Annotated in this window: 22 protein-coding genes; 10 read left to right on the top strand and 12 right to left on the bottom strand. The window is 74.1% G+C overall.

The features are described from left to right. The first annotated feature begins 10 nt into the window (after positions 1–10). Complete coding sequence (cofD, locus tag ACIOHG_RS36690; RefSeq protein WP_400957755.1) at positions 11–982, top strand: 2-phospho-L-lactate transferase; 972 nt, start codon at positions 11–13, stop codon at positions 980–982. Further along, complete coding sequence (locus ACIOHG_RS36695; RefSeq protein ID WP_400957758.1) at positions 979–2,280, top strand: coenzyme F420-0:L-glutamate ligase; 1,302 nt, start codon at positions 979–981, stop codon at positions 2,278–2,280. The genes cofD and ACIOHG_RS36695 overlap by 4 nt, the downstream gene beginning before the upstream one ends. Positions 2,281–2,394: 114 nt before the next feature. On the opposite strand, the gene ACIOHG_RS36700 is transcribed toward ACIOHG_RS36695, so the two are convergent. Beyond that, entirely contained in the window at positions 2,395–3,309 is a 915-nt protein-coding gene (locus ACIOHG_RS36700; protein WP_400957761.1) for a DNA-3-methyladenine glycosylase family protein, read from the bottom strand. A gap of 121 nt (positions 3,310–3,430) precedes the next feature. Between ACIOHG_RS36700 and ACIOHG_RS36705 the strand changes: the two genes are divergently transcribed. After that, on the top strand, positions 3,431–4,219 hold the full coding sequence (locus ACIOHG_RS36705; RefSeq protein WP_400957764.1) for a TIGR03089 family protein: 789 nt from the start codon (positions 3,431–3,433) through the stop codon (positions 4,217–4,219). A gap of 183 nt (positions 4,220–4,402) precedes the next feature. After that, positions 4,403–6,064 carry an LCP family protein gene (locus ACIOHG_RS36710; RefSeq protein WP_400957766.1) on the top strand — a complete coding sequence of 554 codons (1,662 nt, stop codon included), beginning with the start codon at positions 4,403–4,405 and terminating at the stop codon, positions 6,062–6,064. Between the two features lie 48 nt (positions 6,065–6,112). Here the strand turns inward: ACIOHG_RS36710 and ACIOHG_RS36715 are convergent, their stop codons facing one another. Both ACIOHG_RS36715 and ACIOHG_RS36720 read right to left on the bottom strand, forming a co-directional pair. Further along, positions 6,113–6,730 (bottom strand): acyltransferase, encoded by a 618-nt coding sequence (locus ACIOHG_RS36715; protein WP_400957768.1) that lies wholly within the window; start codon positions 6,728–6,730, stop codon positions 6,113–6,115. Positions 6,731–6,796: 66 nt separating this feature from the next. Then, positions 6,797–7,840, bottom strand: a complete 1,044-nt coding sequence (locus tag ACIOHG_RS36720; RefSeq protein WP_400957770.1) for a glycosyltransferase — start codon at positions 7,838–7,840, stop codon at positions 6,797–6,799. A 104-nt stretch (positions 7,841–7,944) separates the two neighbouring features. On the opposite strand from ACIOHG_RS36720, the gene ACIOHG_RS36725 reads away from it, so the two are divergent. Further along, a complete protein-coding gene (locus ACIOHG_RS36725; protein ID WP_400957772.1) occupies positions 7,945–9,501 on the top strand; it encodes an LCP family protein in 1,557 nt (518 codons plus the stop codon). 46 nt (positions 9,502–9,547) lie between these two features. Here the strand turns inward: ACIOHG_RS36725 and ACIOHG_RS36730 are convergent, their stop codons facing one another. From ACIOHG_RS36730 to ssuE, 4 genes are all read right to left on the bottom strand, one after another. Continuing rightward, entirely contained in the window at positions 9,548–11,467 is a 1,920-nt protein-coding gene (locus tag ACIOHG_RS36730; RefSeq protein WP_400957775.1) for a hypothetical protein, read from the bottom strand. Between the two features lie 124 nt (positions 11,468–11,591). Then, positions 11,592–14,150 (bottom strand): ABC transporter permease, encoded by a 2,559-nt coding sequence (locus ACIOHG_RS36735; protein ID WP_400957777.1) that lies wholly within the window; start codon positions 14,148–14,150, stop codon positions 11,592–11,594. A 17-nt stretch (positions 14,151–14,167) separates the two neighbouring features. Continuing rightward, the gene (locus ACIOHG_RS36740) at positions 14,168–14,953 is read right to left on the bottom strand and encodes an ABC transporter ATP-binding protein (protein ID WP_400957780.1); all 786 of its coding nucleotides are present in this window, start codon (positions 14,951–14,953) and stop codon (positions 14,168–14,170) included. A gap of 288 nt (positions 14,954–15,241) precedes the next feature. Then, positions 15,242–15,832, bottom strand: coding sequence for an NADPH-dependent FMN reductase (gene ssuE, locus ACIOHG_RS36745; RefSeq protein WP_400957782.1), 591 nt, complete (start codon positions 15,830–15,832; stop codon positions 15,242–15,244). 339 nt (positions 15,833–16,171) lie between these two features. Between ssuE and ACIOHG_RS36750 the strand changes: the two genes are divergently transcribed. Beyond that, positions 16,172–17,476, top strand: a complete 1,305-nt coding sequence (locus ACIOHG_RS36750) for an LCP family protein (RefSeq protein ID WP_400957784.1) — start codon at positions 16,172–16,174, stop codon at positions 17,474–17,476. 106 nt (positions 17,477–17,582) lie between these two features. Beyond that, positions 17,583–18,044, top strand: coding sequence for a serine O-acetyltransferase (locus tag ACIOHG_RS36755; RefSeq protein ID WP_400957787.1), 462 nt, complete (start codon positions 17,583–17,585; stop codon positions 18,042–18,044). Here the strand turns inward: ACIOHG_RS36755 and ACIOHG_RS36760 are convergent. Together ACIOHG_RS36760 and ACIOHG_RS36765 are read right to left on the bottom strand one after the other, a co-directional pair. After that, positions 18,041–19,204, bottom strand: coding sequence for an acyl-CoA dehydrogenase family protein (locus tag ACIOHG_RS36760; protein WP_400957789.1), 1,164 nt, complete (start codon positions 19,202–19,204; stop codon positions 18,041–18,043). The genes ACIOHG_RS36755 and ACIOHG_RS36760 overlap by 4 nt on opposite strands. A gap of 92 nt (positions 19,205–19,296) precedes the next feature. Further along, positions 19,297–20,469, bottom strand: coding sequence for an LCP family protein (locus ACIOHG_RS36765; RefSeq protein ID WP_400957792.1), 1,173 nt, complete (start codon positions 20,467–20,469; stop codon positions 19,297–19,299). Between the two features lie 140 nt (positions 20,470–20,609). On the opposite strand from ACIOHG_RS36765, the gene ACIOHG_RS36770 reads away from it, so the two are divergent. Both ACIOHG_RS36770 and ACIOHG_RS36775 read left to right on the top strand, forming a co-directional pair. After that, positions 20,610–21,953: a UDP-glucose dehydrogenase family protein gene (locus ACIOHG_RS36770; protein WP_400957795.1), complete on the top strand. Its 1,344-nt coding sequence runs from the start codon at positions 20,610–20,612 to the stop codon at positions 21,951–21,953. Positions 21,954–22,015: 62 nt separating this feature from the next. Beyond that, entirely contained in the window at positions 22,016–22,420 is a 405-nt protein-coding gene (locus tag ACIOHG_RS36775; RefSeq protein WP_400957797.1) for a CoA-binding protein, read from the top strand. 36 nt (positions 22,421–22,456) lie between these two features. On the opposite strand, the gene ACIOHG_RS36780 is transcribed toward ACIOHG_RS36775, so the two are convergent. From ACIOHG_RS36780 to purE, 3 genes are read right to left on the bottom strand one after another with little or no spacing between them, the layout of a single operon-like run. Beyond that, positions 22,457–23,332: a MerR family transcriptional regulator gene (locus ACIOHG_RS36780; protein ID WP_400957800.1), complete on the bottom strand. Its 876-nt coding sequence runs from the start codon at positions 23,330–23,332 to the stop codon at positions 22,457–22,459. Then, on the bottom strand, positions 23,329–24,522 hold the full coding sequence (locus ACIOHG_RS36785) for a dipeptidase (RefSeq protein ID WP_400957802.1): 1,194 nt from the start codon (positions 24,520–24,522) through the stop codon (positions 23,329–23,331). Before ACIOHG_RS36785 ends, ACIOHG_RS36780 begins: the two co-directional genes overlap by 4 nt. Positions 24,523–24,545: 23 nt before the next feature. Next, complete coding sequence (gene purE, locus ACIOHG_RS36790; protein WP_400957804.1) at positions 24,546–25,073, bottom strand: 5-(carboxyamino)imidazole ribonucleotide mutase; 528 nt, start codon at positions 25,071–25,073, stop codon at positions 24,546–24,548. A 130-nt stretch (positions 25,074–25,203) separates the two neighbouring features. Here purE and ACIOHG_RS36795 point away from each other — a divergent pair, with 130 nt between their 5' ends. Next, positions 25,204–26,205, top strand: a complete 1,002-nt coding sequence (locus ACIOHG_RS36795) for an RNA-guided endonuclease InsQ/TnpB family protein (RefSeq protein WP_400957807.1) — start codon at positions 25,204–25,206, stop codon at positions 26,203–26,205. The last annotated feature ends 16 nt before the right edge of the window (positions 26,206–26,221 follow it).

A 26,221-nucleotide genomic window follows, 5' to 3' on the forward strand; every position in this document is an offset into this window, starting at 1 on the left:
GGATGAGGTCATGCGAATCACTGCGTTGGCAGGCGGCATCGGCGGGGCCAGGTTCCTGCGCGGGCTGCGGGCGGCGGTCTCCCCCGGGGACGAGATCACCGTGATCGGGAACACCGGCGACGACATCCACCTGTACGGGCTGAAGGTCTGCCCCGACCTGGACACCGTGATGTACACCCTGGGCGGGGGCATCCACGAGGAGCAGGGCTGGGGCCGGACCGACGAGACCTGGTCGATCAAGGAGGAGATGAAGGCGTACGGGGTCGGGCCCGAGTGGTTCGGGCTCGGCGACCGCGACTTCGCCACCCACATCGTCCGCACCCAGATGCTGGCCGCCGGGTACCCGCTGTCCGCCGTGACCGAGGCGCTCTGCGACCGCTGGCGGCCCGGCGTCCGGCTGCTGCCGATGACCGACGACCGGGTCGAGACGCACGTCCGGATCACCGACGCCGACGGGCCCCGGGTGGTGCACTTCCAGGAGTACTGGGTGCGGCTGCACGCCGCCGTCGACGCCGAGGCGATCATCCCGGTCGGCGCCGACACCGCGAAGCCCGCGCCCGGCGTGCTGGAGGCCATCGCCGACGCCGACCTGGTCCTGCTGCCGCCGTCGAACCCGGTGGTCTCGATCGGCACGATCCTCGCCGTCCCCGGTGTCCGGGAGGCGGTCGCCGCCGCGCCCGCCCCCGTGGTCGGCCTCTCCCCCATCGTCGGCGGCGCCCCGGTGCGCGGCATGGCCGACAAGGTGCTGGCCGCCGTCGGCGTCGAGACCTCCGCCGCCGCGGTGGCCCGGCACTACGGCTCCCGCCGCACCGGCGGGCTGCTGGACGGCTGGCTGGTCGACTCCGCCGACGCCGCCGCGGTGGCCGAGGTCGAAGCGGCCGGGATCGCCTGCCGGGCCGTCCCGCTGCTGATGACCTCCGTCGACGCCACCGCCGAGATGGCGCGCGCCGCGCTGGCGCTGGCGGCCGAGGTGTCCGGATGACCGCCGCCGGGCTCCAGGTGCTGCCCGTCCGCGGCCTGCCGGAGGTCGGGGCGGGCGACGACCTCGCCCAACTCATCGCCAAGGCCGGGGAGTTCGAGGACGGCGACGTCCTGGTGGTCACCTCCAAGGTGGTCTCCAAGGCCGAGGGCCGACTGGTGCACGCGGACGACCGGGAGGCCGCGATCGACGCCGAGACCGTCCGGGTGGTGGCCCGCCGCGGCCGGTCCCGGATCGTCGAGAACCGCAACGGCCTGGTGATGGCCGCCGCCGGCGTCGACGCCTCCAACACCGCCCCCGGCACGATCCTGCTGCTGCCGGTCGACCCCGACGCCTCGGCCCGCCGACTGCGCGCCCGGATCCAGGAGTTGACGGGCCGCCGGCTGGCCGTGCTGATCACCGACACCTTCGGCCGCCCCTGGCGCAGCGGCCTGACCGACGTGGCGATCGGCGCCGCCGGCCTCCCCGTCCTGGAGGACCACCGCGGGCGGGTCGACAGCTACGGCAACGAGCTGCGGCTCACCATCACCGCGACCGCCGACGAACTCGCCGCCGCCGCCGACCTGGTGAAGGGCAAGGCCACCGGCACCCCCGTCGCGGTGGTCCGCGGCCTGCCGCACCTGGTCACCGCCGAGGACGGGGAGGGCGTCCGGCCGTTGATCCGCTCCGCCGCGAACGACATGTTCCGGCTCGGCACCTCCGAGGCCGTCCGCGAGGCCGTCACCCTCCGGCGCACCGTCCGCGCCTTCACCGACGAGCCCGTCGACGGCGGCGCCGTCCGCCGCGCGGTCGCCGCCGCCGCCACCGCGCCCGCCCCCCACCGCACCACCCCCTGGCGGTTCGTCCTGCTCGAATCCCCCGAGGTCCGCACCCGGCTGCTGGACGCCATGCTCGACGCCTGGCGCCGCGACCTCCGCGACCTCGACGGCTGGACCGAGGAGCGGATCGCCCGGCGCACCGCCCGCGGCGAGGTGCTGCGCGGTGCGCCGTACTTGATCGTCCCCTGCCTGGTCATGGACGGGTCCCACGACTACCCCGACGGCCGGCGGGCCGGGGCCGAACGGGAGATGTTCACCGTCGCGGTCGGCGCCGCCGTGCAGAACCTGCTGGTGACCCTCACCGGTGAGGGCTACGGCTCCGCGTGGGTGTCCTCCACGATGTTCTGCCGCGACACCGTCCGCGACGTCCTCGACCTCCCCGCGGACTGGGACCCGATGGGCGCGATCGCCGTCGGCCGACCGGCGGAGGAGCCGAGGGAGCGTCAACCCCGACCTGCGGACGCCTTCTTGAGGGTGCTCTAGGGACGTTTTTCAGGGGCCCGGGGAACGGCGGGGCCGAGAGGCTGATCGCCGGAACACAGTGGGGCGCCACGGGGCGTCGGCCAAAGACCTCCGGGCCGGAAAAGCGGAGCCCTCTCATCTTCGGCGGTGGTCGTTCGGGGCGAGGCGGGGCCCGTACTTCGGGGGGCGGGCGCCGGTGAGGGGGAGGAGGCGGCAGAGGCGGTGGCGGTGGGGGCGGTAGGGCTCCAGGAGGGCGAGCATCTGGGCGTCGTCGCTGCGGGGCCGGCCGGCCAGGGCCCAGCCGACGGTGTGGGGGAGGTGGTAGTCGCCGACCGAGACCGCGTCCGCGTCGCCGTTGCTGCGCTGGAGGGTTTCGGCGGCGGTCCAGATGCCGATGCCGGGGACGGTGGTGAGGCGGGCGAAGGCGTCCGCGGGGGACATCGTGGCTGCTTCTTCCAGGCGGGCGGCGAGGCGGACCGCGCGGGCGACGGTGGCGGAGCGCTTGGGGTCGACGCCCGCGCGGTGCCAGGCCCAGCTGGGGACGAGGGACCAGTCGCGGGCGGTGGGGACGACCCGCAGGCCGAGTTCGGCGCCGGGGCCGGGCGCGGGGGTGCCGTAGGCGTGCAGCAGGGTGCGCCAGGCGCTGCGGGCCTCGCCGGTGGTGACCTTCTGTTCCAGGATCGCCGGGAGGAGGGAGTCCAGCACCAGGCCGCTGCGGGTCAACCGCAGTCCGGCGCAGGCGCGTTGGGCCTCGCGCAGCGGGCCGGGTGGGAGGACCAGGCCGTCGGGGTCGTCGTGCGCGCCGAGCAGCGCGGGGAGCTGGTCGAGCAGCCAACTCCCGCCCGGGCCCCAGGCGGTGGCCTCGATCTCGCCGGGGCGGGCGGTGATCCGCAGGGTGCCGGGCCCGCCGGGGGTGCGGGAGGAGCGCCAGACGGTGCCGTCGGGGGTGCGCCGGAAGGTGGGGTCGCCGGCCCCGTGCTGGAGCGGGAAGAGGGTGCGGGCGAGGTCCAGGGGGTAGCCGGGCCGCCAGTGTCGGGTCCGTTCTGGCATCGTCGGTCCTCGGTGGCGGGGCGGGCGGCAAGGGCGTCTGCGAGGGTAGCGCGACGCGGCGTTCCGACGGGCCGGGCACCCTCCCGTCCGGGCGGGGGCAGGCCGTAGGCTGGGGTGCACCATGACTGCGCCTTTCGCTGCCGACGCCCGCACCCCCGCCGAGCTGCTGCAGGCCTACCTGCGCGCCGGGGCCGATGCCGACCCGTCCCGCCCTCTGGTGACCTTCTACGACGATTCCACCGGGGAACGGGTGGAGTTGTCGGCGAAGACCTTCGACAACTGGGTGGCGAAGACGGCCAACCTGCTGCAGGACGAGTTGAACGCGTCCCCGGACGACCGGGCGGCGCTGCTGCTGCCGGCCCACTGGCAGAGCGCGGTGTGGCTGCTGGCCTGCTGGTCGGTGGGCGTGGTCGCGGTGCCGGGCGGCGAGCCGAAGGACGCCGAACTGGTGGTGTCAGGTCCGGACGGGCTGGCGGCGGCGCAGGAGTGCCCGGGCGAGCGGGTGGCGCTGGCGCTGCGCCCGCTGGGCGGCCGGTTCCCGCAGCGGCCGGACGGGTTCCTGGACTACGCGGCGGAGGTGCCGGGGCAGGGCGACCGGTTCGCCCCGTACTCGCCGGTGGACCCGCAGGCGGTGGCGCTGGAGACCTCGGTGGACGGCCTGGCGCTGAAGCTGACGGGCGAGCAGACGGTGGCGCTGGCCCGGGAGGGCGCGGCCCGGCTGGGCCTGGACAGCGGGAGCCGGGTGCTGTCCACGCTGTCGTACGACGACTGGGCGGGTCTGGAGGCGGGTCTGCTGGCGCCGCTGGCGGTCGGCGCTTCGGTGGTGCTGTGCCGCAACTCCGGGCAGTTGACGGAGGATCAGTGGCAGAAGCGGATCGACTCCGAACGGGTGACTCTGCGCCTGGGGTGACGCGTCCGCACCCCCGCGGCGGGTAGTCCTGGGGGTGATGGCAGTGGAGTGCGGCGGTAGTGGGCGCCGTCCGGCCCGACCGGCCGGAGGGCGTCCGCCACCGCCGTTTTCTCATCTTCCGCCGGGGTGACAGGTGTCACAGGGCGGCGGGATCGGCCGCGGGGCTCGTCTAGGGTGGCCGGGATGAACAGCGGACAGCGGAACCGGGGCGACTCGGGGAACTCGATCCGGCCGGACGTCGACCCCGCGGACCAGTGGGTGCTCGACCCGGCGACCGGGGAGTTCCGACTCGATCTGGACGCGGGCACCTGGCACTCCCCCGAGCCGTCCCGCGGTGCCGGGCGTGCCCGGAACCGGGGCGCCGGTGCGGCGGGTTCGAACGCACTGCCGGGCGGCCGGGCGGCGCGGCGGCGGGGCCGGTCGAGCCGCGGGCGGCGGACGCTGAAGTGGACGGCGGGTTCGCTGGGCCTGGTGCTGGTGGCGGGCTGCGGCGGCGCGTTCTACGCGTACCAGCACTTCAACAAGAACATCTCCTCGGTGAAGGTCCAGGTCGGCGACGAGTCGGAGCGCCCGCAGGCGACCGACGCGCTGAACATCCTGGTGATCGGCACCGACAGCCGGGTCGGCCTGGGCCGCGAGTACGGCGACGAGGGCTCGACCGGGCACGCGGACACCACGCTGCTGTTCCACGTCTCCAAGGACCGCAGCAACGCGACGGTGCTGTCGATCCCGCGCGACCTGATGGTGCCGATCCCGGACTGCCAGAGCGGCAGCAAGAAGATCCCCGGCGAGGCCCGGGCGATGTTCAACACCAGCCTGGGGCAGGACGGCCGGGACCCGGGCTGCACCTGGAAGACCGTGGAGAAACTGACCGGCGTCCGGATCAACCACTTCATGATGGTGAACTTCGAGGCGGTGAAGACGCTGTCGACGGCCGTCGGCGGGGTCGAAGTGTGCGCGTCGACGAACATCGACGACCCGTACTCGCACCTGAAGATGGCGGCGGGCCGGCACGTGGTGCAGGGCGAGGAGGCGCTGGCCTTCGTCCGGACCAGGCACGCGGTCGGCCTGGGCGGCGACCTGACCCGGATTCCACTGCAGCAGCAGTTCATCAGCTCGATGATCCGCAAGATGAAGAGCAGCGACACCCTGACCAGCCCGACCAAGCTGTGGAACCTGGCGGACGCCGCGACCAAGGCGCTGACGGTGGACGACGGCATCGACGACGTCAACCGGCTGAAGGACCTGGCGCTCGACGTCTCCCGGGTCGACACCAAGAACATCACCTTCACCACGGTGCCGGTGATCGACGACCCGGCCGACAAGAACCGGCTGGCGCTCAAGCCGAACGACGCCCAGCAGGTGTTCGCCATGATCGCCGCGGATCGCTCGCTGACCCAGGTCGCCGCTCCTGCCGACGCCGCCCCCGAGGCGGCCCCGAGCACTCCCGCCGCGCCGCAGGTCGACGCGAAGGCGGTCAAGGTGACAGTCCGCAACGGCAGCGGGGCCTCCGGGCAGGCCACCAAGGCCGCCACCGCGCTCCAGGGCAGGGGCTTCGCACTGGCCGTCGCGGGCAGCAACGCCGACCCGGCCGCCGCCACCTCCGTCGGCTACCCGGCGGGCCAGCAGGAGAAGGCGCAGGCGGTGGCGGCGGCGCTCGGGCTGCCGGCCTCGGCCGTCCAGGAGAACGCGAAGCTGGGCTCCCGGGACGGCGTGGTGGTGATACTCGGCAAGGACTTCACCGCCCCGCCCGCCGCCCCCTCGGCCGCGCCGACCGAGGTCCCGAAGGACCTCCAGCGGGTCCAGGCCGACGACACCAACGTCTGCGCCGCCAAGGCGAAGTGAGGGCCGGGGCCGGTCGTCGCGTGGCAGGCAGGAATCCGGCGACGGGCCCTAGGCGGGCGGCAGTTCGGTGTCGGGGAGCAGGGTGTCCGGACCGGTCTCGGTGTAGGTCTCGCCGGTGCGCGGGCAGCGCCAGCGGCCTTCGCCGGTCGGCTCCAGCGGCTCGCCGGCCCGGCCGACCCACTTGATCCGGCGGGCCGGGACGCCGACCACCAGGGCGAAGTCGGGGACGTCCCGGTGCACCACGGCGCCGGCCGCGACCAGCGCCCAGCGGCCGACCGTCACCCCGGCGACCAGCACCGCCCGGCCGCCGACCGAGCAGCCCTGACGGAGCGTCACCCCGCGGGCGTGCCAGTCGTCGCCGCGCTTGAGCTTGCCGTCCGGGTCGACCGAGCGCGGGTACAGGTCGTTGGTGAGCACCGCCGCCGGGCCGACGAACACGCCGTCCTCCAGCACCGCGGGCTCGTACACCAGGGCGTGGTTCTGCAGCTTGACCCGGTCGCCGAGCTTCACGCCCGGGCCGACGTACGCGCCGCGGCCGACGATGCAGTCGGCGCCGATCTCGGCGTCCTCCCGGACCTGGGCGAGGTGCCAGACGGTGCTGCCGGGGCCGATCACGGCCCGCGGATCGACGTCGGCGGTGGCCTCGATGCGGGGGGCGCTGGTCATGGCGCCGACCCTAGCGCGGGCGGGCGGCCCCCGTCCGGCGTTCCGGGGACCGCTGTCGGCAGGGGGTCAGGCGCCGTGGACGGCGGCCGGGTCGATCGGGGCGGGCGGGGTGGAGGCGATCACCCGGCGGGCCAGCTTGCGCGGGGAGGTGAGGAAGCCGAAGCCCCAGCTCAGGTGCATGGTGGCGAGGGCCAGCGGGAGCTGCGCGCGGGCCTTCCCGGACAGGCCGCGGCCCTCCCACAGGCCGCCGCCGACGATCGCCGCGGCGTAGCCGCCGGGCAGCACCAGGAACGCCGGGTGCACGGCCGCGCCGAGCACCGCGCCGGCCACCACGCCGAGCAGCGCGGCCGGCGGGGCCAGGTAGCGCAGGTTGACCGAGCCGCGGTGGTAGCGGGTGACCACCCGGCGCCAGCGGCCGTAGTCCTTGTACTGCTTGGCCAGGGCGCGCACCGACGGCCGAGGCCGGTAGGTGACCTTCAGCTGGGGGGTGAACCAGATCAGGCCGCCCTCCTGCCGGATGCGGTAGTTCAGCTCCCAGTCCTGGGCCCGGACGAACTCCTCGTTGTAGCCGCCCTGCCGCTCCAGCACCTCGCGGCGGAACACCCCGAGGTAGACGGTGTCGGCCGGGCCGGCCAGGCCGCCGGTGTGGAAGGCGGCGTTGCCGACACCGATCTTCGAGGTCATCGCGGCGGCGACGGCCCGCTCCCACTCGGTCTCGCCCTCGGCGTGCATGATGCCGCCGACGTTGGCGGCGTCCATCTCGTCGAGCAGCCGGACGGCGGTGGCGATGTAACCCGGCGTCAGCAGGCCGTGGCCGTCGACCCGCACCACCACGGGGTGCCGACCGGCCCGGATCGCCGCGTTCAGGCCCGCCGGGGTGCGCCCGGTGGGGTTCGGCACGGTGCGCACCCGGGGGTCCTCGGCGACCAGTTCGGCGGCGATCGCGTCCGTCCGGTCGGTGGACGGGCCCAGCGCGATCACCACCTCCAGCTCGCCGCCGTACTCCTGGCCCAGGATGTGGTGGACGGCGGTCCGCAGGTGACGTTCCTCGTTGAGCACCGGCATGATCACGGAGACCGCCGGCAGCTCCTCAGCAGCCTTGGTGTTCATCGTGCCCGAGCGTACCGGCGCGCACCCGCCCCTGTCAGACGGGGTCCGCCCGCGCCCGGCGTGCCGCCGGGGTGCTCGCGGCCGGCCCGCCTACCATCCGAAAGATGCCCCACCAGCGCCTGTCCGAACGCCCGTCCGCAACCGACCGGCCGCGGCGGCCGCAGCGCCGGCGCTGGGGCCGGTGGGCGGCGGGCACCCTGTCCTTCTCCGTGCTGGCCACCTCCTGCGGCGGCTGGGCGGTGCTGAACGGCGTCGGCTCCTCGCTGGACCGGGTGGACGCGATCGGCGGCGGCTCCGACCGGCCCGCCGACGACGGGGCGCAGACCTTCCTGGTGGTCGGCACCGACGACCGCGAGGGCATCCCGGAAGCCACCCTGAAGGACGTCCTGCACGCCGGCGGCGAGTCCTGCCACTGCACCGACACCATGATGATCGTGCAGCTCTCGGCCGACCGCGGCCGGGCCACCGTGGTCTCCGTCCCGCGCGACTCCTACGTGGACATCCCCGCCCACCAGGACCCGGCCACCGGCAAGCAGGTCCCGGCCGGCAAGGGCAAGATCAACGCCGCGTACGGGATGGGCGGCGCGCCGCTGACCGTCCGCACCGTCGAGCAGAACACCGGCCTGCGGATCGACCACTACGTCGAGGTGAACTTCCTCGGCTTCGTCTCCACCGTGGACGCCCTCGGCGGCGTCGAGGTGTGCACCCCCAAGCCGCTCAAGGACGACTGGTCGGGCCTCGACCTGCCCGCCGGGACGACGAAGCTGGACGGCGCCGGGGCGCTGCGCTACGTCCGGGCCCGGCACGTGGACGGCTCCTCCGACCTGGGGCGGATGCACCGTCAGCAGAAGTTCCTGGCCCAGTTGCTGCACCAGGCCTCCTCCGGCGGCACGCTGCTCAATCCGGCGCGGCTCGGCGGGGTGCTGGACACCGTGCTGCGCTCGGTGAAGGTCGACAAGGGCCTGGGCAACGCCGAACTGCTGCAGTTCGCGGGCAGTCTGAAGGACCTGTCGGCCTCGAACGCGGACTTCGCCACCGTGCCGCTGTCCACCGTCGACCACCAGGTGCCGGGCTGGGGCTCCACGGTGCTCTGGGACGAGAAGGGCGCGCAGGCGCTGTTCGAGGCGGTCCGGGCCGGGCGGCCGCTGACGGGGGCCGCGGCGGCCGCACCCGCGGCGCCCGCTCCGGCGGCTTCCCCGGTGGCCTCCCCGGTGGCCTCCCCGGCGGGGGCGGCGCCGGCTGCCGGAACGATTCCGCCGAGCGAGGTACGGGTGCAGGTGCTGAACGGCGCGGGCGTCCAGGGGCTGGGCTTCCGGGTCGACGCGGAGCTGCGCAAGGCCGGTTTCGCCACCACCGGCACCCCCGCCAACGCGCCCGGCGGCGGCTCGGCGGCCCGCACGGTGATCCGCTACGACCCGCGCTGGGACGAGTCCTTGCGGACCCTGGCCGCGGCGCTCCCGGACGCCGAGCAGGTCGCGGTGAACGGGCTCGGCCCGACCTTCCAGGTGGTCGCGGGCAGCGACTACCGGGGGCCGGGCGGCGGTTCGGCGGCCGGTTCGGCGCCCACCGCCGCTGCGCCCGCCGCCGCCACCGCCAGGTCGGAGCCCACGGCGGTCGCGGGCGCGGAGAGCGGCAGCGCGATCAGCTGTGGCGCGTCCTGACAGCGCTTCGTGGCGGGGCGTCGGGACAGCGCGTCCTGACGGGGCGTCAGCCGAGCAGCCAGTGGCCGAGCGTCCAGGCCAGGTAGCCGGCCACGGCCAGCCGGTTGAGCGGGAGGGCGCGGCCCACCGCGTCGGGCGGGAGCGGGGCGGTGGGGCGGCGGTCCGGGGCGTGGGCGAGCAGGGTGATGGTGCGGGCGGCGTGCCGGGGGTCGTAGTCGCCGCCGAAGTGGCGGTGCAGCCGCTCGGCCGGCCAGGAGCCGAAGCCGATCTGCTGGGCGTCCGCGGTCTGCACGGTGAACCGGCCGCGGTGGACGGCCGCCGCCGTCACCCGCTCCCAGGGCAGGCGGCGGCGGAGCAGGGCGCCGCTGACCGCGACGCCGTCCCGGTCGACCGCCAACTGCCAGCCGCAGGACCCGATCACCGCCAGCAGGAACGGCAGGCCGACCACCAGCGGCCGGACCAGGCCGTCCAGGAACCCGCCGTCGTCCAGCGCGGTCGCCGCGACGGCCGTCAGGACCGCGCCGACCGGGGCGGCCGCCAGCCGGAGCGCGGCGGGCGGGCCGTGCACCCGGGCCGGTTCGGGGCGCGCGTCCGGGTCGGCCAGGTCCTCCACCAGCAGCGGGGCGGCGGCCGCGGGCACCGCCAGGGTGTCCTCGTGCAGGCCGCGGGCGGAGCGCCGCCGGGGCGGGGCCGGGTAGGCGGCGGCGCCGACCGCCTGCCAGCTCTCCGGGTCCTCGGGGATCCGGTGCACCAGCAGTTGCCGGTGCGGTCCGTCCGGGCCGTGGTAGAGCAGCGCCTCGACCGGGCGGGCCGCCCCGGCCAGCAGGGCGGCGGCCTCGGCGGGCGTCGCGGCGGTCGGCTCCGGCCCGGCGGGGGGCGGGCCGTGCGGCAGCCACTCGTCCGGGCCGTCCTCGTCGGCGGGCGCGAAGTACGCCTCCTGGCCGGGGCGGACCAGCCGCCAGAGCCCGGGTTCGCCGTCCCCGCCGTCGACCGGCAGCACGACCGGGCCGCCGGGCTCCTGCCGGACCCGGACCCGCAGCGCCGGGGCCGCGCCGACCGGGGCGTGCCGGGCCCGGTCGGTGCGGTGGGCGGAGCCGAGCAGCAGGGCGGCGGCGGCCCCGGCCAGTCCGGCGCAGCTCCACCACGGGGCGGGGTCGTAGGGCTCCCCCGCGACCCGGTGCCAGCCGGTGTCGTCGGCCAGCAGCACCAGGGTGTCGCCGATCCCCGGCTCCCGGCTCCAGCGGACCTCCACGTCGGTGCTGAACGTCCGGGTGCCGGTGGGGAGTTGGTAGTCGACGGTGACCCGGTCGCCGTCGTCGTGCACCGCCCGCACGGTGGCCCTGACCTCCTCGGCGGTCTGTGCGCGGGCGTCGTCGGCGGCGGCCGCCCACCAGCCGGTGGCGGCGAGCAGCAGGGCGCCGGTGCCGAGCAGGGCGGCCAGCAGGCGCCGCAGCCGGGGCGGGCCAGGGCGGGGGTGCGGCTCCTCGCCGTCGAGCAGCGTCCACGGGTGGGGCACGGGCGGGCCCATCAGGGCGACCAGTTGGGCCCGGGCCCGGCGGCGGCCGGCCGCGACCCGGTACAGCGCCGCCGCCACCGCCAGGTGCGCCAGCAGCGCGGCCGTCCGGACCCCGGTGCCGGGCAGCGCGCCGGGCAGCAGCCAGAGCGCGGGGCCGACGGCGGCCGGCACCGCGAAGCTGCCGCGCGGGCGGACCAGCAGCACCAGCAGCTCGGCCAGCAGCAGCGCCTGGGCGGCGCCCTCGCCGTACGGCACCGCGCAGGCGTTCAACCGGTCGCAGGCGGACGGGAGTTCGTCGACCGCGACGGCCAGGGCAACGGTCAGCACCGGCAGCAGCGCCAGCCAGCGGCTCTCCAGCCGCCGCCACACCCGGGCGGCGCGCCACTGGTCGGCGGCGGCCAGCGTGAGCGCGGGCGCGGCGGGCAGCGGGGGCGGCGGGAGGGGGGCCATGCGGGCGATTCTCCCAGGCCGGCGGCGGGGGAACGCCGAGCGGGGGTGCACGGTGGAAGCGTGCACCCCCGGGGCGGCCGACAGGTCGCCGGCCGGTGGATCGGGCGTTGGATCAGTCGGTGGATCAGTCGGTGGCGATGGCGGCCAGGACGTTCATCCGGGCGGCCCGGAAGGCCGGGACAAGCGCGGCGATCAGGCCGATCAGGACCGAGCCGACCAGGACCGAGGTGATCGTGCCGGTGGGGATCGTCAGCGCGGTCAGGCCCTGGTCGGAGAGGACGTAGCGGGCGGTGACGCCCCAGGACAGGCCGAGCGCGGTGCCGAGGACGGCGCCGAACAGGGCGATGACCACGGACTCCAGCCGGACGATGCGGCGCAGTTGGCGGCGGGAGAGGCCGATGGCGCGCAACAGGCCGATCTCCCTGGTCCGCTCGATCACCGACAGGGCCAGCGTGTTGACCACGCCGAGGACGGCGACCACGATCGTCAGGCCGAGCAGGCCGTAGACCATGGAGAGCAGCTGGTCGACCTGGGACTTGATCATGTCCTTGTAGCCGGCCTGGTCCTTGACCGTCAGCTGCGGGTAGGCCGCGAGGGACTTCTGCAGGTCGGCGAGGACGGCGGCCTTGTCGGCGCCGGCGACGGCGCCCGCGAAGACCTCGGAGTCCGCCGGCAGTTCGCCGTTCAGGGCGGTGGAGACGGTGTCGAGGCCGGTGAAGAAGTTGCCGTCGAAGAACTGGTTGCCGGTCTTGACGACGGCGGCGACCGGGAGGGTCTGGCTGCGGCCCTTGCCGTAGTCGAGGGTGATCGGGTCGCCGACCTTGAGGTGGTGCGCGTCGGCGAACTTCTGGTCGACGGAGACCCCGCCGTTGAAGACGCCGTCGGCGCTGCCGGAGGCGAGCGGGAGGTGGAAGTCCCGGGTGAAGTTCTTGTCCGCGGCGACCAGTTCGGTCTCGGTGCGGGCGCCGTCGGGGGTGCTGAGGTCGGCGGCCACCGACTTCTGCCGGGTGATGTGGTCGATGCCCTTGGAGTGGGCGATCGCGTCGACCACGGCCGGGCTGAGGCCGGTGCGGTTGTCGGCCACGATGTAGTCGGCGCCGACGGACTTGTCGATCTGCGCGGTGGCGGAGGTGACCATCGAGGAGGTGACCACGGAGGCGCCGATGACCACGGCCAGGCCGATCATCAGGGCGGCGGCGGTGGAGCCGGTGCGCCGCGGGTTGCGCATCACGTTCCGCTGGGCGAGCCGGCCGGCCGGGCCGAACAGCGCGGGCAGCAGGCCGCCGAGCAGCCGGACCAGCCCGGCGGCGAGCAGCGGGCCGAGGACCACCGCGCCGACCAGGGTGGCGAGCACGCCCAGGCCGATCAGCAGGCCGCCGGTGGCGCCGGTCGAGCGGGCGGCGAGCACCAGGGCACCGGCGCCGAGCAGTGTGGTCAGGCCGCCGAGCGCGGTCCTGATCCGGTTGGCCCGGGGCTCCGGCGGGGCCGCGTGGTCCAGCAGGGCGGCCATCGGGGTGATCCGGGAGGCGCGGCGGGCCGGGACGAACGCGGCGAACAGCGTGACCAGGATGCCGACCGCGTAGGAGACCACCGGGACCGTCCAGGTGACGTCCAGCGAGGAGGCGTCCAGGTTCATCCCGACGGCCTTCATCAGCTGGATCAGGCCGACCGCGAGGCCGAGGCCGGCGCCGATGCCCAGGGTGGAGCCGAGCACGCCGAGGATCAGGCCCTCGGTCAGCACCGAGCGGTTGACCTGGGAGCGGCTGCCGCCGATGGCCCTCAGCAGGCCGATCTCGCGGGTGCGCTGGGTGACCAGCATGGAGAAGGTGTTGACGATCAGGAAGCCGCCGACCCCGGCCGCGAGCACGGCGAAGCCGAGCATGGCGTACTTCATGAAGTCGAGGAAGGAGCCGACGCCGGCCGAGTTCTCCTTCTTCTGCTCCTCGGCCGTCTTGGCCTGGTAGCCGCTGCCGAGGTCGGCGAGGGCGGCGGCCTTCAGCTGGTCGTTGCCGCGGCTGCCGTCGCCGAACACCTCGACGGAGGTGTACGCCTCGGTGCCGAGCAGGACGCGCTGGGCGGTGGCGGTGTCCAGGAAGGCGAGGGCGGCGCCCGGGTTGGTGGTCCGGAAGGTGGCGATGCCGGCGATGGTGAAGTCGTGGTCGCCGCTGTCGGTGATGACCCGCAGCCCGGCGCCCAGGCCGAGGCCGGACTTCTTGGCGGTGTCGGCGTCCAGCACGATCTGGTCGGGGCCCTGCGGGACGTGGCCGGAGGTGACGTCGACCGAGGTGCGCGGGGTGTCCGTCCAGTTGCCCGTCAGGGTGGGGGCGCCGCTGGTCGGGCCGACGACCTTGTTGGTGGCCGGGTCGACCAGGACGGCGGTGGGGACCATGATCGAGCCCAGCGCGGCCTTGACGCCGGGCTCGGCGGCGAGCTTCGCCTGCGTCTGCACCGGGATGGTCGGGACGGCGCCGGGGCCGCCGCGCCGGGCCATCGGGTCGTCCGCCTTCTGCACGGAGACGTCGGAGGCGGTGGCGGCGAACAGCCGGTCGAAGGTGCTGGTGGCGGTCTGGTAGAAGACCAGGGTGCCGGCCACGAAGGCGACCGAGAGCACCACGGCGAGCAGGGAGAGCACCAGGCGCCACTTGTGGGCGAGGAAGCTCCGCAGCGAGGTCTTGAGCAGCATGGCGTCCTGACTCCGGATCAGCTGGTGCGCTTGCCGTCGAAACGGCGCATGCGGGTGAGGACGGAATCGGCCGTGGGGTGGTGCATCTCGTCGACGATGGCGCCGTCGGCGAGGAACAGCACCCGGTCCGCGTGGCCGGCGGCGACCGGGTCGTGCGTCACCATGACGATGGTCTGGCCGAGTTCGTCGACCGAGCGGCGCAGGAAGCCGAGCACCTCGGCGCCGGAGCGGGAGTCGAGGTTGCCGGTGGGCTCGTCGCCGAAGATGATCTCGGGGCGGGCAGCCAGTGCGCGGGCCACCGCGACGCGCTGCTGCTGGCCGCCGGAGAGCTGGCCGGGGCGGTGCTTGAGCCGGTCGGACAGGCCGACGGTGTCGATCACCTGCTGGAGCCAGGCCCGGTCGGGCCTGCGGCCCGCGATGTCCATCGGCAGGGTGATGTTCTCCAGGGCGTTCAGGGTGGGCAGCAGGTTGAACGCCTGGAAGACGAAGCCGATCTTGTCGCGGCGGAGCTTGGTGAGCTGCTTGTCCTTCAGGCCGGTGATCTCGGTGTCGCCGATCCAGATCCGGCCCTCGGAGACCGCGTCCAGCCCGGCCAGGCAGTGCATCAGTGTCGACTTGCCGGAGCCCGAGGGCCCCATGATCGCGGTGAACCGGCCGCGCCGGATGTCGACGTCGACCGCGTCGAGCGCCGTGACCCGGGTCTCCCCGGAGCCGTACGCCTTGGTGACCAGCCGGGCGCGGGCGGCGGCCTCGCCCGGCTCCGGAAGGTGTGTGAGGTGAGCGGCGCTCGCTGCCGTGGTCACGGAAATTCTCCTCGTCGTGGGGTCCACCCGTTGCCCCCAGCCTTCCGGCCGCGGCCCCTCTCGCGGAATCCGGCAGGCATCCGTCTTCGAGGTGGGGCCAGCACCACCGTCCACGGTGGTGCTGGGGGGATGGCTCCACGGTAGGAGCGGGCGCTACCGCCGTCGTCCCCCGCCGGTAGCAGCCCGCCACCGAGAAAGACCCCGGGGCCCGGACCCCGTCCCCTAGGGGTGACCGCGGCGCGGTCTGAGGGTCCGGGCCCCGGTCGGGAACCGTCGGCCGACGAACCGTCAGGCGGTGGCCGCCAGCGCGACCCCGACGTCGACCCCGGGGACGGCCCCGGCACCGCGGGCGACGTCGAGCGCGGCGGAGAAGGCGTCCACCACCGGGTTCAGCAACAGCTCGGTCTCGTGCTCCAGTTCGGTGCCGCCGTCCTCGCGCGACCCGATGTGCCGGTCCAGCACGAACCAGCCCTGGGTGACGTGCCGGGCGCCCATCGAGGTCAGCACCGGGCGCAGCGCGTAGTCGACCGCCAGCACGTGCGCGGTGGAGCCGCCGGTGGCCAGCGGGAGCACGGTCTTGCCGCGCAGCGCGTACTGCGGCAGCAGGTCGAGCAGGGTCTTCAGCAGGCCCGAGTAGGCGGCCTTGTAGACCGGGGTGCCGATCACCACGCCGTCGGCCCGCTCGAACAGCTCGACGGCGCGGGCTATCTCCGGGTCCGAGGTGTCGGCGGCGAGCAGCGGCCCGGCGGGCAGGGTGCGGACGTCCAGCGCGTGCACCCGGTGCCCGTGGGCGGCGAGCCGGCGGTCGACGTGGCGCAGCAGGCGGGTGGTGCGGGAGGTCGCGGAGGGGGAACCGGAGACGGACAGGATCACGGCCATGGAGTCACCTCTGGGCATGCGGCGGCGGACGTGGCGCAGCCGGGAGAAAGGGGAGAGGGTCGGCGGGGGCGCGGGCCCGCCGGGTGCGTGCGCGGCGAGGGCGTCAGCCGCGACACAGCGAGCAGGACACCCGGCCGTGGTCGACGTGTCGCCGACGGGTGAGGACCTGACGCTGCTCCATGCGGCCATGCAAACACGCCCGGTTTCGGCGGGTCAAGGCCGTGCCCGGCTGGTGAACAGTGCCGCGAACGGTCCGCACCCTGCATCAAAACGGCCACAAGGCGCCCCGCGGGGGCTCCCGGATCACTGCGCGGCCCCCCGTTCGGGCATCCTTCCCCCATGAACACGTGGCAGGAGCGCCCGGGGGGCGGCTCATACGGGCAGGGCGATGCGGCACGCGGCCAGGGCGGTGCGGGCGCGGAGCCGCCGCTGCCCCCGTCGCTGAACCCCCGGGGCCAGGGCGCCCCGGTCTCCCGCCCGGCCGACCCGCGGGGCGAGGGCTACGGCGGCGGTTACGGCGGCGCTGCCGGCAACGGGGGCGGCTACCACGGCGGCCCGCACGGCGGCGCGCCCGGCGTCCCCGGGCAGGGCCCCGGGCAGGGCCCCGGGCAGGGCGCCGGTCCGGGGGGACCGGCGGCGCCGGCCCGGCCGCGGCGCTCGCGCAAGAAGATCGTCGGCTACTCGGTGCTCGGCCTGGTGCTGGCGCTGCTGGCCACCCTGGTCGGCACCTACTTCTGGGCGGACGGCAAGCTGCACCACGAGAACGTGCTGGCCGACTACCCGGGCCGGCCGGCGGCCGGGAAGGGCACCAACTGGCTGATCGTCGGCTCGGACAGCCGCCAGGGCCTGACCGACGCGGACGAGCAGAACCTGCACACCGGCTCGGCCGAGGGCAAGCGCAGCGACTCGATGATGATCCTGCACATCGGCGACCACGGGAACACCCTGATGTCGATCCCGCGCGACTCCTGGGTGCAGATACCGGCGCACCCGGACTCCTCCGGCAACGGCAAGACCGTCCCGGCCGCCACCCGGAAGATCAACGCGGCCTTCGCGGCCGGCGGCGGCAAGCTGCTGGTGCAGACCGTGGAGACCAACATGGGCCTGCGGATCGACCACTACGCGGAGATCGGCTTCGCCGGTTTCGTCGGCCTGGTCGACGCGGTCGGCGGGGTCGAGATGACCATCGACCAGCCGGTCAAGGACAAGGACTCCGGCCTGGACCTGCAGGCCGGCAAGCAGACCCTGACCGGCAAGCAGTCGCTGGCCTTCGTCCGCCAGCGGCACCAGATGGCCGACCAGGACCTGGGCCGGATGCGCAACCAGCAGAAGTTCCTCGGCGCGCTGGCCGCGCAGGCGGCCTCGCCCGCGAACCTGCTGAACCCGTTCACCTTCTACCCGCTGGCCTCGGCCGGGCTGGACACCCTGATCGTGGACGACGACGCGGGCCTGACCGACCTGGGCTCGATGTTCCTGGCGATGAAGGGCGTCACCGGCGGCGACGGGAAGACCATGACCGTGCCGATCGGGAACCCGGACTACCGGACCTCGACCGGCGAGTCCGCGGTCAAGTGGGACCCGGCGAAGTCGAAGGCCGTGTTCGACGCGCTGAAGAACGACACCGCGGTGCCCGACAGCAAGTGACCGCCCGCCGGGGCGGGGTTCCGCGGTCCGCCGTCCGGGCGGCGGAACCCCGCCCCGGCGCGCGTCGCTGACGGCTCGTCAGATTGTTCGAGGGCAGAATGCCCGTATGTCCCTGGTGTCTTCCCTGGTCTACCGGCGCCGGAGCCGGCTGTTCGGGCGCCTCGTCCAGGAGGCGCTGGCGCTCTACGGGATGGAGGTGCCCGCGGCGGCCGAGATCGGCCCCGGCCTGACGGTCTTCCACCGCGGCTTCGGCACCGTCCTGCACCCGTACACCACCCTCGGCGCGAACGTCACGCTCTACAACGGCGTGACGATCGGCCGGGCCGACCCGTGGGTGCCGCAGGAGGCGTCCGCGATGCGCCGGGTGGTGCTGGAGGACGGCGTGGTGGTCTGCGCCGGGGCGAAGATCGTCTGCAAGGACGGCGTGCTCACCGTCGGCGCGGGCACCGTGGTCGGTGCCAACGCCGTGCTCACCCGCTCCACCGGGCCCGGCGAGATCTGGGCCGGCGTCCCGGCCCGCCGGGTGGGCGTGCGGGCCGGGATCGCGGTCGGTCGGGGCTCCGCTTAGGGGAGGTTGCGGGCCATCACGATGCGCTGGACCTGGTTGGTGCCCTCGTAGATCTGGGTGATCTTCGCGTCCCGCATCATCCGCTCCACCGGGTAGTCCCGCGTGTAGCCGTAGCCGCCCAGCAGCTGCACCGCGTCCACCGTGATCTCCATCGCCGCGTCCGAAGCAAAGCACTTCGCCGCCGCGCCGAAGAAGGTCAGGTCGCCGTCGCCGCGCTGCGACTTGGCAGCCGCGGCGTAGGTGAGCTGGCGGGCCGCCTCCAGCTTCATCGCCATGTCGGCGAGCATGAACTGGACGCCCTGGAAGTCGGCGATCGGCCGGCCGAACTGCCGGCGCTCCTTCACGTAGCCCTTGGCGTAGTCGAGGGCGCCCTGGGCGATGCCCAGCGCCTGGGCGGCGATGGTGACCCGGGTGTGGTCCAGGGTGCGCATCGCGGTGGCGAAGCCGGTGCCCTCCGCGCCGATCATCCGCTCCGCCGGGATGCGCACGTTGTCGAAGTACACCTCCCGCGTCGGCGAGCCCTTGATGCCCAGCTTCTTCTCCGGCGCGCCGAAGGAGACGCCCTCGTCGCCCTTCTCCACCACGAACGCCGAGATCCCCTTCGAGCGCTTCTCCGGATCGGTCACCGCCATCACCGTGTAGTACTCCGAGACGCCCGCGTTGGTGATCCACCGCTTCACACCGTTGAGGACCCAGAAGTCGCCGTCGCGCACCGCCCGGGTCCGCATCCCCGCCGCGTCCGAACCCGCCTCCGGCTCCGACAGGCAGTACGAGAACATGCCCTCCCCGCGCGCCAGCGCCCCCAGGTACTTCGCCTTCAACTCCTCCGAACCCGACAGCTGCACCGGCAGCGAACCCAGCTTGTTCACCGCCGGGATCAACGAGGACGACGCACACACCCGCGCCACCTCCTCGATCACCAGCACCGTCGCCAGCGCGTCCGCCCCCGCACCCCCGTACTCCTCCGGCACGTGCACCGCATGCAGGTCGTTCGCCAGCAGCGCGTCCAGCGCCTCCTGCGGGAAACGCCCCTCCTCGTCGACCGCCGCCGCGAACGGGGCGATCTTCGCCTCCGCCAACGAACGCACCGACTCCCGGAGCATCTCGTGCTCCTCGCCGATCCGATACAGGTCGAAGTCCGCGCCGGAGTTGGCCGCCATCGCTTGCCCCTCGGTTAGTTACCGTTAAGTAGTGGTCATCCTACGGTCGGTGGGACCCGGTGCGGCAGGTGACCTCGACAACAGGTGGTGCGTCAGTTCACGTCGGTGCCCAGGGTGTCGGCGCTGGTGCGGTGCTGGGCGAGGTAGTCGTCCATCCGGTCGGTGCGCATCGCGTCCCAGAGCACGCCGGCCGCGCCGTTGTCCATCAGGACCACGGACTGGCCGTCGACGGTGTCGAAGCCGCCGAAGGGGGCGTTCATGAAGTGGACGCCGTCGGGGCGGACCGCGCGCAGGCTCCAGGCCAGGTCGTAGAGGTCGGAGTTGCTGAGCCGGTCGTCGACGCTGGCGACGTCGCCGATGGTGCCGAGCAGCCCGGTCAGCCTGGACGGGCTGGAGAGGGTGCCGGAGTTCATGGTCTGCAGCATCAGCGAGCGCAGGAAGTTCTGCTGGCGCTTGGTGCGGTCGAGGTCCCCGTTGGGCAGGCCGTGCCGCTCGCGGACGTAGAGCAGCGCCTGCGCGCCGTCCATGTGGTGGGTGCCGGCCAGCCACTCGCGGGCGTCGCCCTTGGCCTCGATGGTGCGCGGGATGGTGATGTCGACGCCGCCGACCGCGTCGGTGAGGGCCCGGAAGCCGTTCCAGTCGATCACCGCGACGTGGTCGATCCGGATCTTCGTCAGGTCCTGGACGGTCTGCACCATCAGCGCCGGGCCGCCCCAGGAGTAGGCCGCGTTGATCTTCGCGCTGCCGTGGCCGGGGACGGGCACCCAGGTGTCGCGCGGGATCGACACCAGCGCGACCGACTTCCGGTCCGCCGAGATGTGCATCAGCATCATGGTGTCGCTGCGCTGCGCGCCGACCTGCCAGGCCGGGGCCTTGGCGTCCTTGCCCGTGGTCGGTTGGTCGGAGCGGGCGTCCAGGCCGACCAGCAGGAAGGTCTGGCCGCTGTGCGGGACGGCGGTGGGCTGCTCGGAGGCCGGGACGTTCGGGAAGGCGTTCGGGATGCGCGCCACCGAGGAGGCGTAGTGCTCGGCCGTCCACGCCACCGCGCCGAGGGCCCCGCCGGCCAGCAGGAGCAGCACCCCGAGCGTCCACAGCAACAGGCGGCGGCCGCGCCGGCGGCGGCGCGGCGCGTCGGCGAGGTCCCGCTCGCCGTCCGGGCCGGTGCTCCCGTCGGTGCCGTCGCCCTCGTTGCTCTCGTCGTGATCGAAGATGCTCAGCGGACCGGAGTCCTCGTCGGCCTCGTCGGCCCACTCCCGCGGGGTCATGCGCGCATTGTGAACCTTTCGTACGGAGCTTCGAGCGAAAACCGTGAAATCGGCGCATCCCGGGGCCGTGCCGGGCGGCTACCATCGGTGGCTGCGGCCGTCGCTCAGCCTTGGTACGGCCCGAATCGAAGGGAACGCGCGTGGCTCCCCGCATCACGGTGATCGGTACCGGCTACCTGGGCGCGACGCATGCCGCGTGCATGGCCGAACTCGGTTTCGAGGTCCTGGGGCTGGACATCGACCGGGAACGGCTGGCCGCGCTCGCCGCCGGCCGGGTGCCGATGTACGAGCCCGGGCTGTCGGAGCTGCTGCTCAAGCACGTCGCGGGCCACCAGGGCTCGACCGGGCGGCTGCGCTTCACCGACTCCTGGGCGGAGGTCGCGGCCTTCGGCGACGTGCACTTCATCTGTGTGAACACCCCGCAGCGCAAGGGCGAGTTCGCGGCCGACATGAGCTACGTCGACTCGGCGCTGGACTCGCTCGCCCCGCTGCTGGAGCGCCCCGTCCTGGTGGTCGGCAAGTCGACGGTGCCGGTGGGTTCGGCGAGCCGGCTGGCCGAGCGGCTGGCGGCGCTGGCCCCGGTCGGCGAGCGGGCCGAGCTGGCCTGGAACCCGGAGTTCCTGCGCGAGGGCTACGCGGTCGGCGACACCCTGCACCCGGATCGGCTGGTGGTCGGCGTACGCAGCGAGCACGCCGAGCGGGTGCTGCGCGAGGTGTACGCGGGCCCGATCGCGGACGGCGTGCCGTTCGTGGTGACCGACTTCCCGACCGCCGAGCTGGTGAAGGCCGCCGCGAACTCCTTCCTGGCCACCAAGATCTCCTTCATCAACGCGATGGCCGAGGTCTGCGAGTCCGCCGGGGCGGACGTGGTGCAGCTGTCCGAGGCGCTGTCCTACGACGAGCGGATCGGCCGCAAGTTCCTGAACGCGGGCCTCGGCTTCGGCGGCGGCTGCCTGCCCAAGGACATCCGGGCGTTCATGGCCCGGGCCGGCGAGCTGGGCGCGGACCAGGCGCTGACCTTCCTGCGCGAGGTCGACTCGATCAACATGCGGCGCCGCTCCCGGATGGTGGAGCTGGCCCGCGAGCAGTGCGGCGGCGGCTTCCTCGGCCGCCGGGTCGCGGTGCTGGGCGCCTCCTTCAAGCCGAACTCGGACGACATCCGGGACTCCCCCGCGCTGAACGTGGCCGGGCAGATACAGCTCCAGGGCGCCCAGGTCACGGTCTACGACCCGAAGGCGATGGACAACGCCCGCAAGATGTTCCCCAGCCTCTCCTACGCGGACTCCCCGCTGGCGGCCGCCGAGGGCGCGCACGTGGTGCTGCACCTGACGGAGTGGCAGGAGTTCCGCGAGCTGGACCCGGCCGAGGTCGGCGCGGTGGTCGCCGAGCGCCGCCTGCTGGACGGCCGCAACGTGCTGGACGGCGACGCCTGGCGCGCCGCGGGCTGGACGTACCGCGCGATGGGCCGCCCGTCGGCGGACTGACGGCGCGCGGGGAGCCGCCCGGCCGCGGAATGACCGGGCCGGGCGGCGGGTTCTCCTCCGGTATGGGCGACTACGGCGACGACGTGCGCGAGATCCTGACCTCCTCCGGCGACACCTGGGCGGTGGTCGGGCTGTCGAACAACACGGCCCGGGCCGCGTACGGCGTGGCCGCCGTGCTGCAGCGGGCCGGCAAGCGGATCGTGCCGGTGCACCCGAAGGCCGAGACGGTGCTCGGCGAGCAGGGCTACGCCTCGCTCGCCGAGATCCCGTTCCCGGTCGACGTGGTGGACGTGTTCGTCAACTCCGAGCTGGCCGGCGCGGTCGCCGACCAGGCGGTGGCCGCGGGCGCGAAGGCCGTCTGGTTCCAGCTCGGGGTGGTGGACGTCGAGGCGTTCGCCCGGGTCCGGGCGGCCGGGCTGCGGATGGTGATGGACCGCTGCCCGGCGATCGAGCTGCCCCGGCTCTGACGCCCCCGCCCCGACGTCCCCCGCCCCGACGACCCGTCAGCCGCCGACCGGGAAGGCGATGTCGCAGACCGGGTCGGCCGGGCCGGCCGCGTCCCAGTCGGTGAAGTACACCTCGCGGCCGGGGCCGGAGCGGGCGGCGCCGTGGGCCTCCAGCCACTCGCAGACCGCGTCGTAGGCGCTGAGGATCTGCGGGTACTCGACCTGCGCCTTGGTGAGGGTGGTGTACGCCTCCCGGTGCGCGGGCTCGACCCGGTGCGGGGCGGTCGGACCGGCCGCGCGGGCCGGGTCGACCGGCACGCAGACCTCGACCGGGCCGTCGTTGTCCTCGTCGACCTGGCCGTGGTAGACCACGAACGGTGCCCCGGCCACCCCGCCGAGGCCGGCCGCCAGGCCGGCCAGCCGGGCGGTGGCGCCCCCGATGAACTCCGGCAGCTCCTGCGGCCGGGCCCGGCGCCGCTCGGTGAGCACCAGCTGCTCAGGCACCTCGCGCTGTTCGATCCGGTACATGTCCTCGATCCCTTCGAGTCCGCTGAGTTGGACGCGGAGGTGGTCGGCCAGCGCCCGCTGCGAGGCGGTCCGCCGTTCGACGGCGGCCCAGTACGCGGCGATCCGCCCGGCCGCCGCGGGGCCCGGCAGGGCGAGCACCTCGGCGACCGTGGCCAGCGGCATGTCCAGCCCGCGCAGCCGGACGATCAGCCGCGCGGTGGCCAGCCGTTCCGGCCGGTAGTACCGGTAGCCGCTGACCGGGTCGATCCGGTCCGGCGGCAGCAGTCCCTGCCGGTCGTACAGCCGCAGCGCCTTGGCCGACAGCAGGCCGCGGCGGGCGAACTCACCGGTGGTGAGCAGCCGTTCCCCCTCCACGCCGGTCAGGCTCGGGCCTGCCCCAGGGGCGAGGTCAAGCTCCTCGCTCACGCGCCGTCCAGTAGGGCGAGGGTGGCCAGCGACGGGCCGCGGTCGGCCCGCAGCCGGCGGGCGGCGGCCTCCGCCTCGCGCAGCACCCGGACGGCGTTGTGCCAGGTCAGCTTGGACAGGTCGGCCTCCGACCAGCCGCGGCCGAGCAGTTCGGCGATCAGCACCGGGTAGCCGGCGACGTCCTCCAGGTCGGCCGGGGTGAACGCGGTGCCGTCGTAGTCGCCGCCGATGCCGATGTGGTCGACGCCCGCGACCTCGCGCATGTGGTCGAGGTGGTCGGCGACGGTCGCGGCGGTGGCGACCGGGCGGGGGTGCTCGGTCTCGTAGGCACGCTGCACGGCCATCGCGCCGGGCGTGGTGTCCAGCGGGTGGAAGCCCTTGGCCCGCATGTTCGCGTCGGCGGCGAGGGTCCACTCGATCGCCTCGGGCAGCACGAACTTGGGGACGAAGGTGGCCATCGCGACGCCGCCGTTGCCGGCCAGCGCGGCCAGCACGTCGTCGGGGACGTTGCGCGGGTGGCCGCAGACGGCGCGGGCCGAGGAGTGCGAGAACACCACCGGCGCCTCGGCGACCCGCAGCGCGTCCCGCATGGTGTCGGCGGAGACGTGCGAGAGGTCGACCAGCATGCCGAGCCGGTTCATCTCCCGCACCACCTCCTCGCCGAAGGCGGTCAGCCCGCCGTGCACCGGCTCGTCGGTGGCGGAGTCCGCCCACGGCACGTTGGAGTTGTGGGTCAGCGTCAGGTAGCGCACGCCCAGCTCGTACAGCGCCCGCAGGGTGCCGAGCGAGGAGTTGATCGAGTGGCCGCCCTCGGCGCCCATCAGCGAGGCGATCCGGCCCTCGGCGCGGGCCGCCTCCAGGTCGTCGGCGGTCAGTGCGAGGCGCAGCTGCTCCGGGTACCGCTCGGTCATGGTGCGGACGAAGTCGACCTGTTCCAGGGTGGCGCTGACCGCGTCGTCGCCGGCCAGGTCAGCGGGCACGAACACCGACCAGAACTGGGCACCGACCCCGCCCGCCCGCAGGCGGCCGAAGTCGGTGTGCAGCCGGTGCCGCTGATCGGCCGTCAGGTCGATCGCGTCCAGGTCGTACCCGGCCTGGGCCCGCATCGCCCACGGCAGGTCGTTGTGACCGTCCACCACGGGCGCTGCGCGCAGGACGTTCCGGGCACGGTCGAGCAGTTCGGGAGTCATGCCCCCGTTCTACTACCTGTCCGCTACTTGCCGAAGCCGAAGGACTCGTTGCCCGCCACCTTGGCCCGCAGCTTGCGGCCCTTCTCGGTGGCCTGGTTGTTCAGCTCGGCCTGGAACTCGACCATCTTCTCGGCGAGTTCGGGGTCGAACGCGGCCAGCATCCGGACCGCCAGCAGGCCCGCGTTGCGCGCGCCCGCCACCGAGACCGTGGCCACCGGCACCCCGGCCGGCATCTGGACGATCGACAGCAGGCTGTCCATCCCGTCCAGGTAGCGCAGCGGCACCGGCACCCCGATCACCGGCAGCGGCGTCACCGACGCCAGCATCCCGGGCAGGTGCGCCGCCCCGCCGGCGCCCGCGATGACCGCCTTCAGCCCGCGCCCGTGCGCCCGCTCGCCGTACGCCACCATCTCGCGCGGCATCCGGTGCGCGGACACCACGTCGACCTCGTACGGGATCTCGAACTCGTCGAGCGCCTGCGCGGCGGCCTCCATCACGGGCCAGTCGGAGTCGGAGCCCATCACGATGCCGACAAGGGGGGACTGGGTCATGGGGAGTCCTCTCATAGGTACCCCGGGGCTTGGGCCGGGGTGGGTGGGGCGGGCCGGCATCGGGACGATCCGGCATCACGTCAGGTGATCACCTGACGTACTGTCAGTGGCGGGTTCTAGCGTGTGTGCCGTGGCGACGACTCACGTGAAGCGGGCCTTCAAGTACCGCTGCTACCCGACGGATGCGCAGGCGGCCGAACTGTCGCGCACGTTCGGGTGCGTGCGGCTGGTCTACAACCTGGCGTTGGCCGCTCGTGCGGAGGCGTGGGCGGATCGTGGGGAGCGGATCGGGTACGGGGCGACGTCGGCGATGCTGACGGGTTGGAAGCGGACGGCGGAGTTGGCGTTCCTGTCCGAGGTGTCGTGCGTGCCGTTGCAGCAGGCGTTGCGGCATCTGCAGGCGGCGTTCGCCGGCTTCTTCGCCAACCGGTCGGGGCATCCGCGGTTCAAGTCGAAGAAGCGCTCGCGGGCTGCTGCCGAGTACACGCGTTCGGCGTTCCGCTACCGGGACGGGCAGCTGACGTTGGCGAAGATCGCCGATCCGCTGGATGTCCGCTGGTCGCGGCCGCTGCCCGAGGGCGCGGTCCCGTCCACGGTGACCGTCAGCTGCGATGCGGCGGGGCGCTGGTTCGTCTCGCTGCTGTGCGAGGATGCGGCCGTCCGCCCTTTGCCCGTGTTGGACACTGCCGTGGGCGTCGACCTGGGCATCGCACACCTGGCCGTGCTCTCCACCGGTGAGAAGGTCCCCAACCCCCGGCACGAGCGCCGCGACCGCGAACGCCTGGCCCGGGCGCAGCGCGAGCTGGCCCGCAAGGCTCCGGGGAGCAACAACCGGGAGAAGGCCTGCCGGCGGGCGGCCCGCATCCACGCCCGGATCGCCGACCGACGCCGGGACTTCCTGCACAAGCTGAGCACCCGACTCGTCCGCGAGAACCAAGCGGTCGTGATCGAGGACCTGCCGGTGGGCGGCATGCTCAGGAACCGGAGACTGTCCCGGGCAGTGGCGGACGCGGGCTGGGCCGAACTGCGGGCCATGCTGGAGTACAAGTGCGCCTGGGTGCGCCACGAGGCGCTGAACAACCGTATGGAGGTGGGAGACCTTCATCGCGTGGCTGTCGCAGCAGTCGCGTAGAAGCTGGGGGCAGTCT

The organism is Kitasatospora sp. NPDC088134, assembly GCF_044741705.1.
Taxonomy (GTDB): domain Bacteria; phylum Actinomycetota; class Actinomycetes; order Streptomycetales; family Streptomycetaceae; genus Kitasatospora.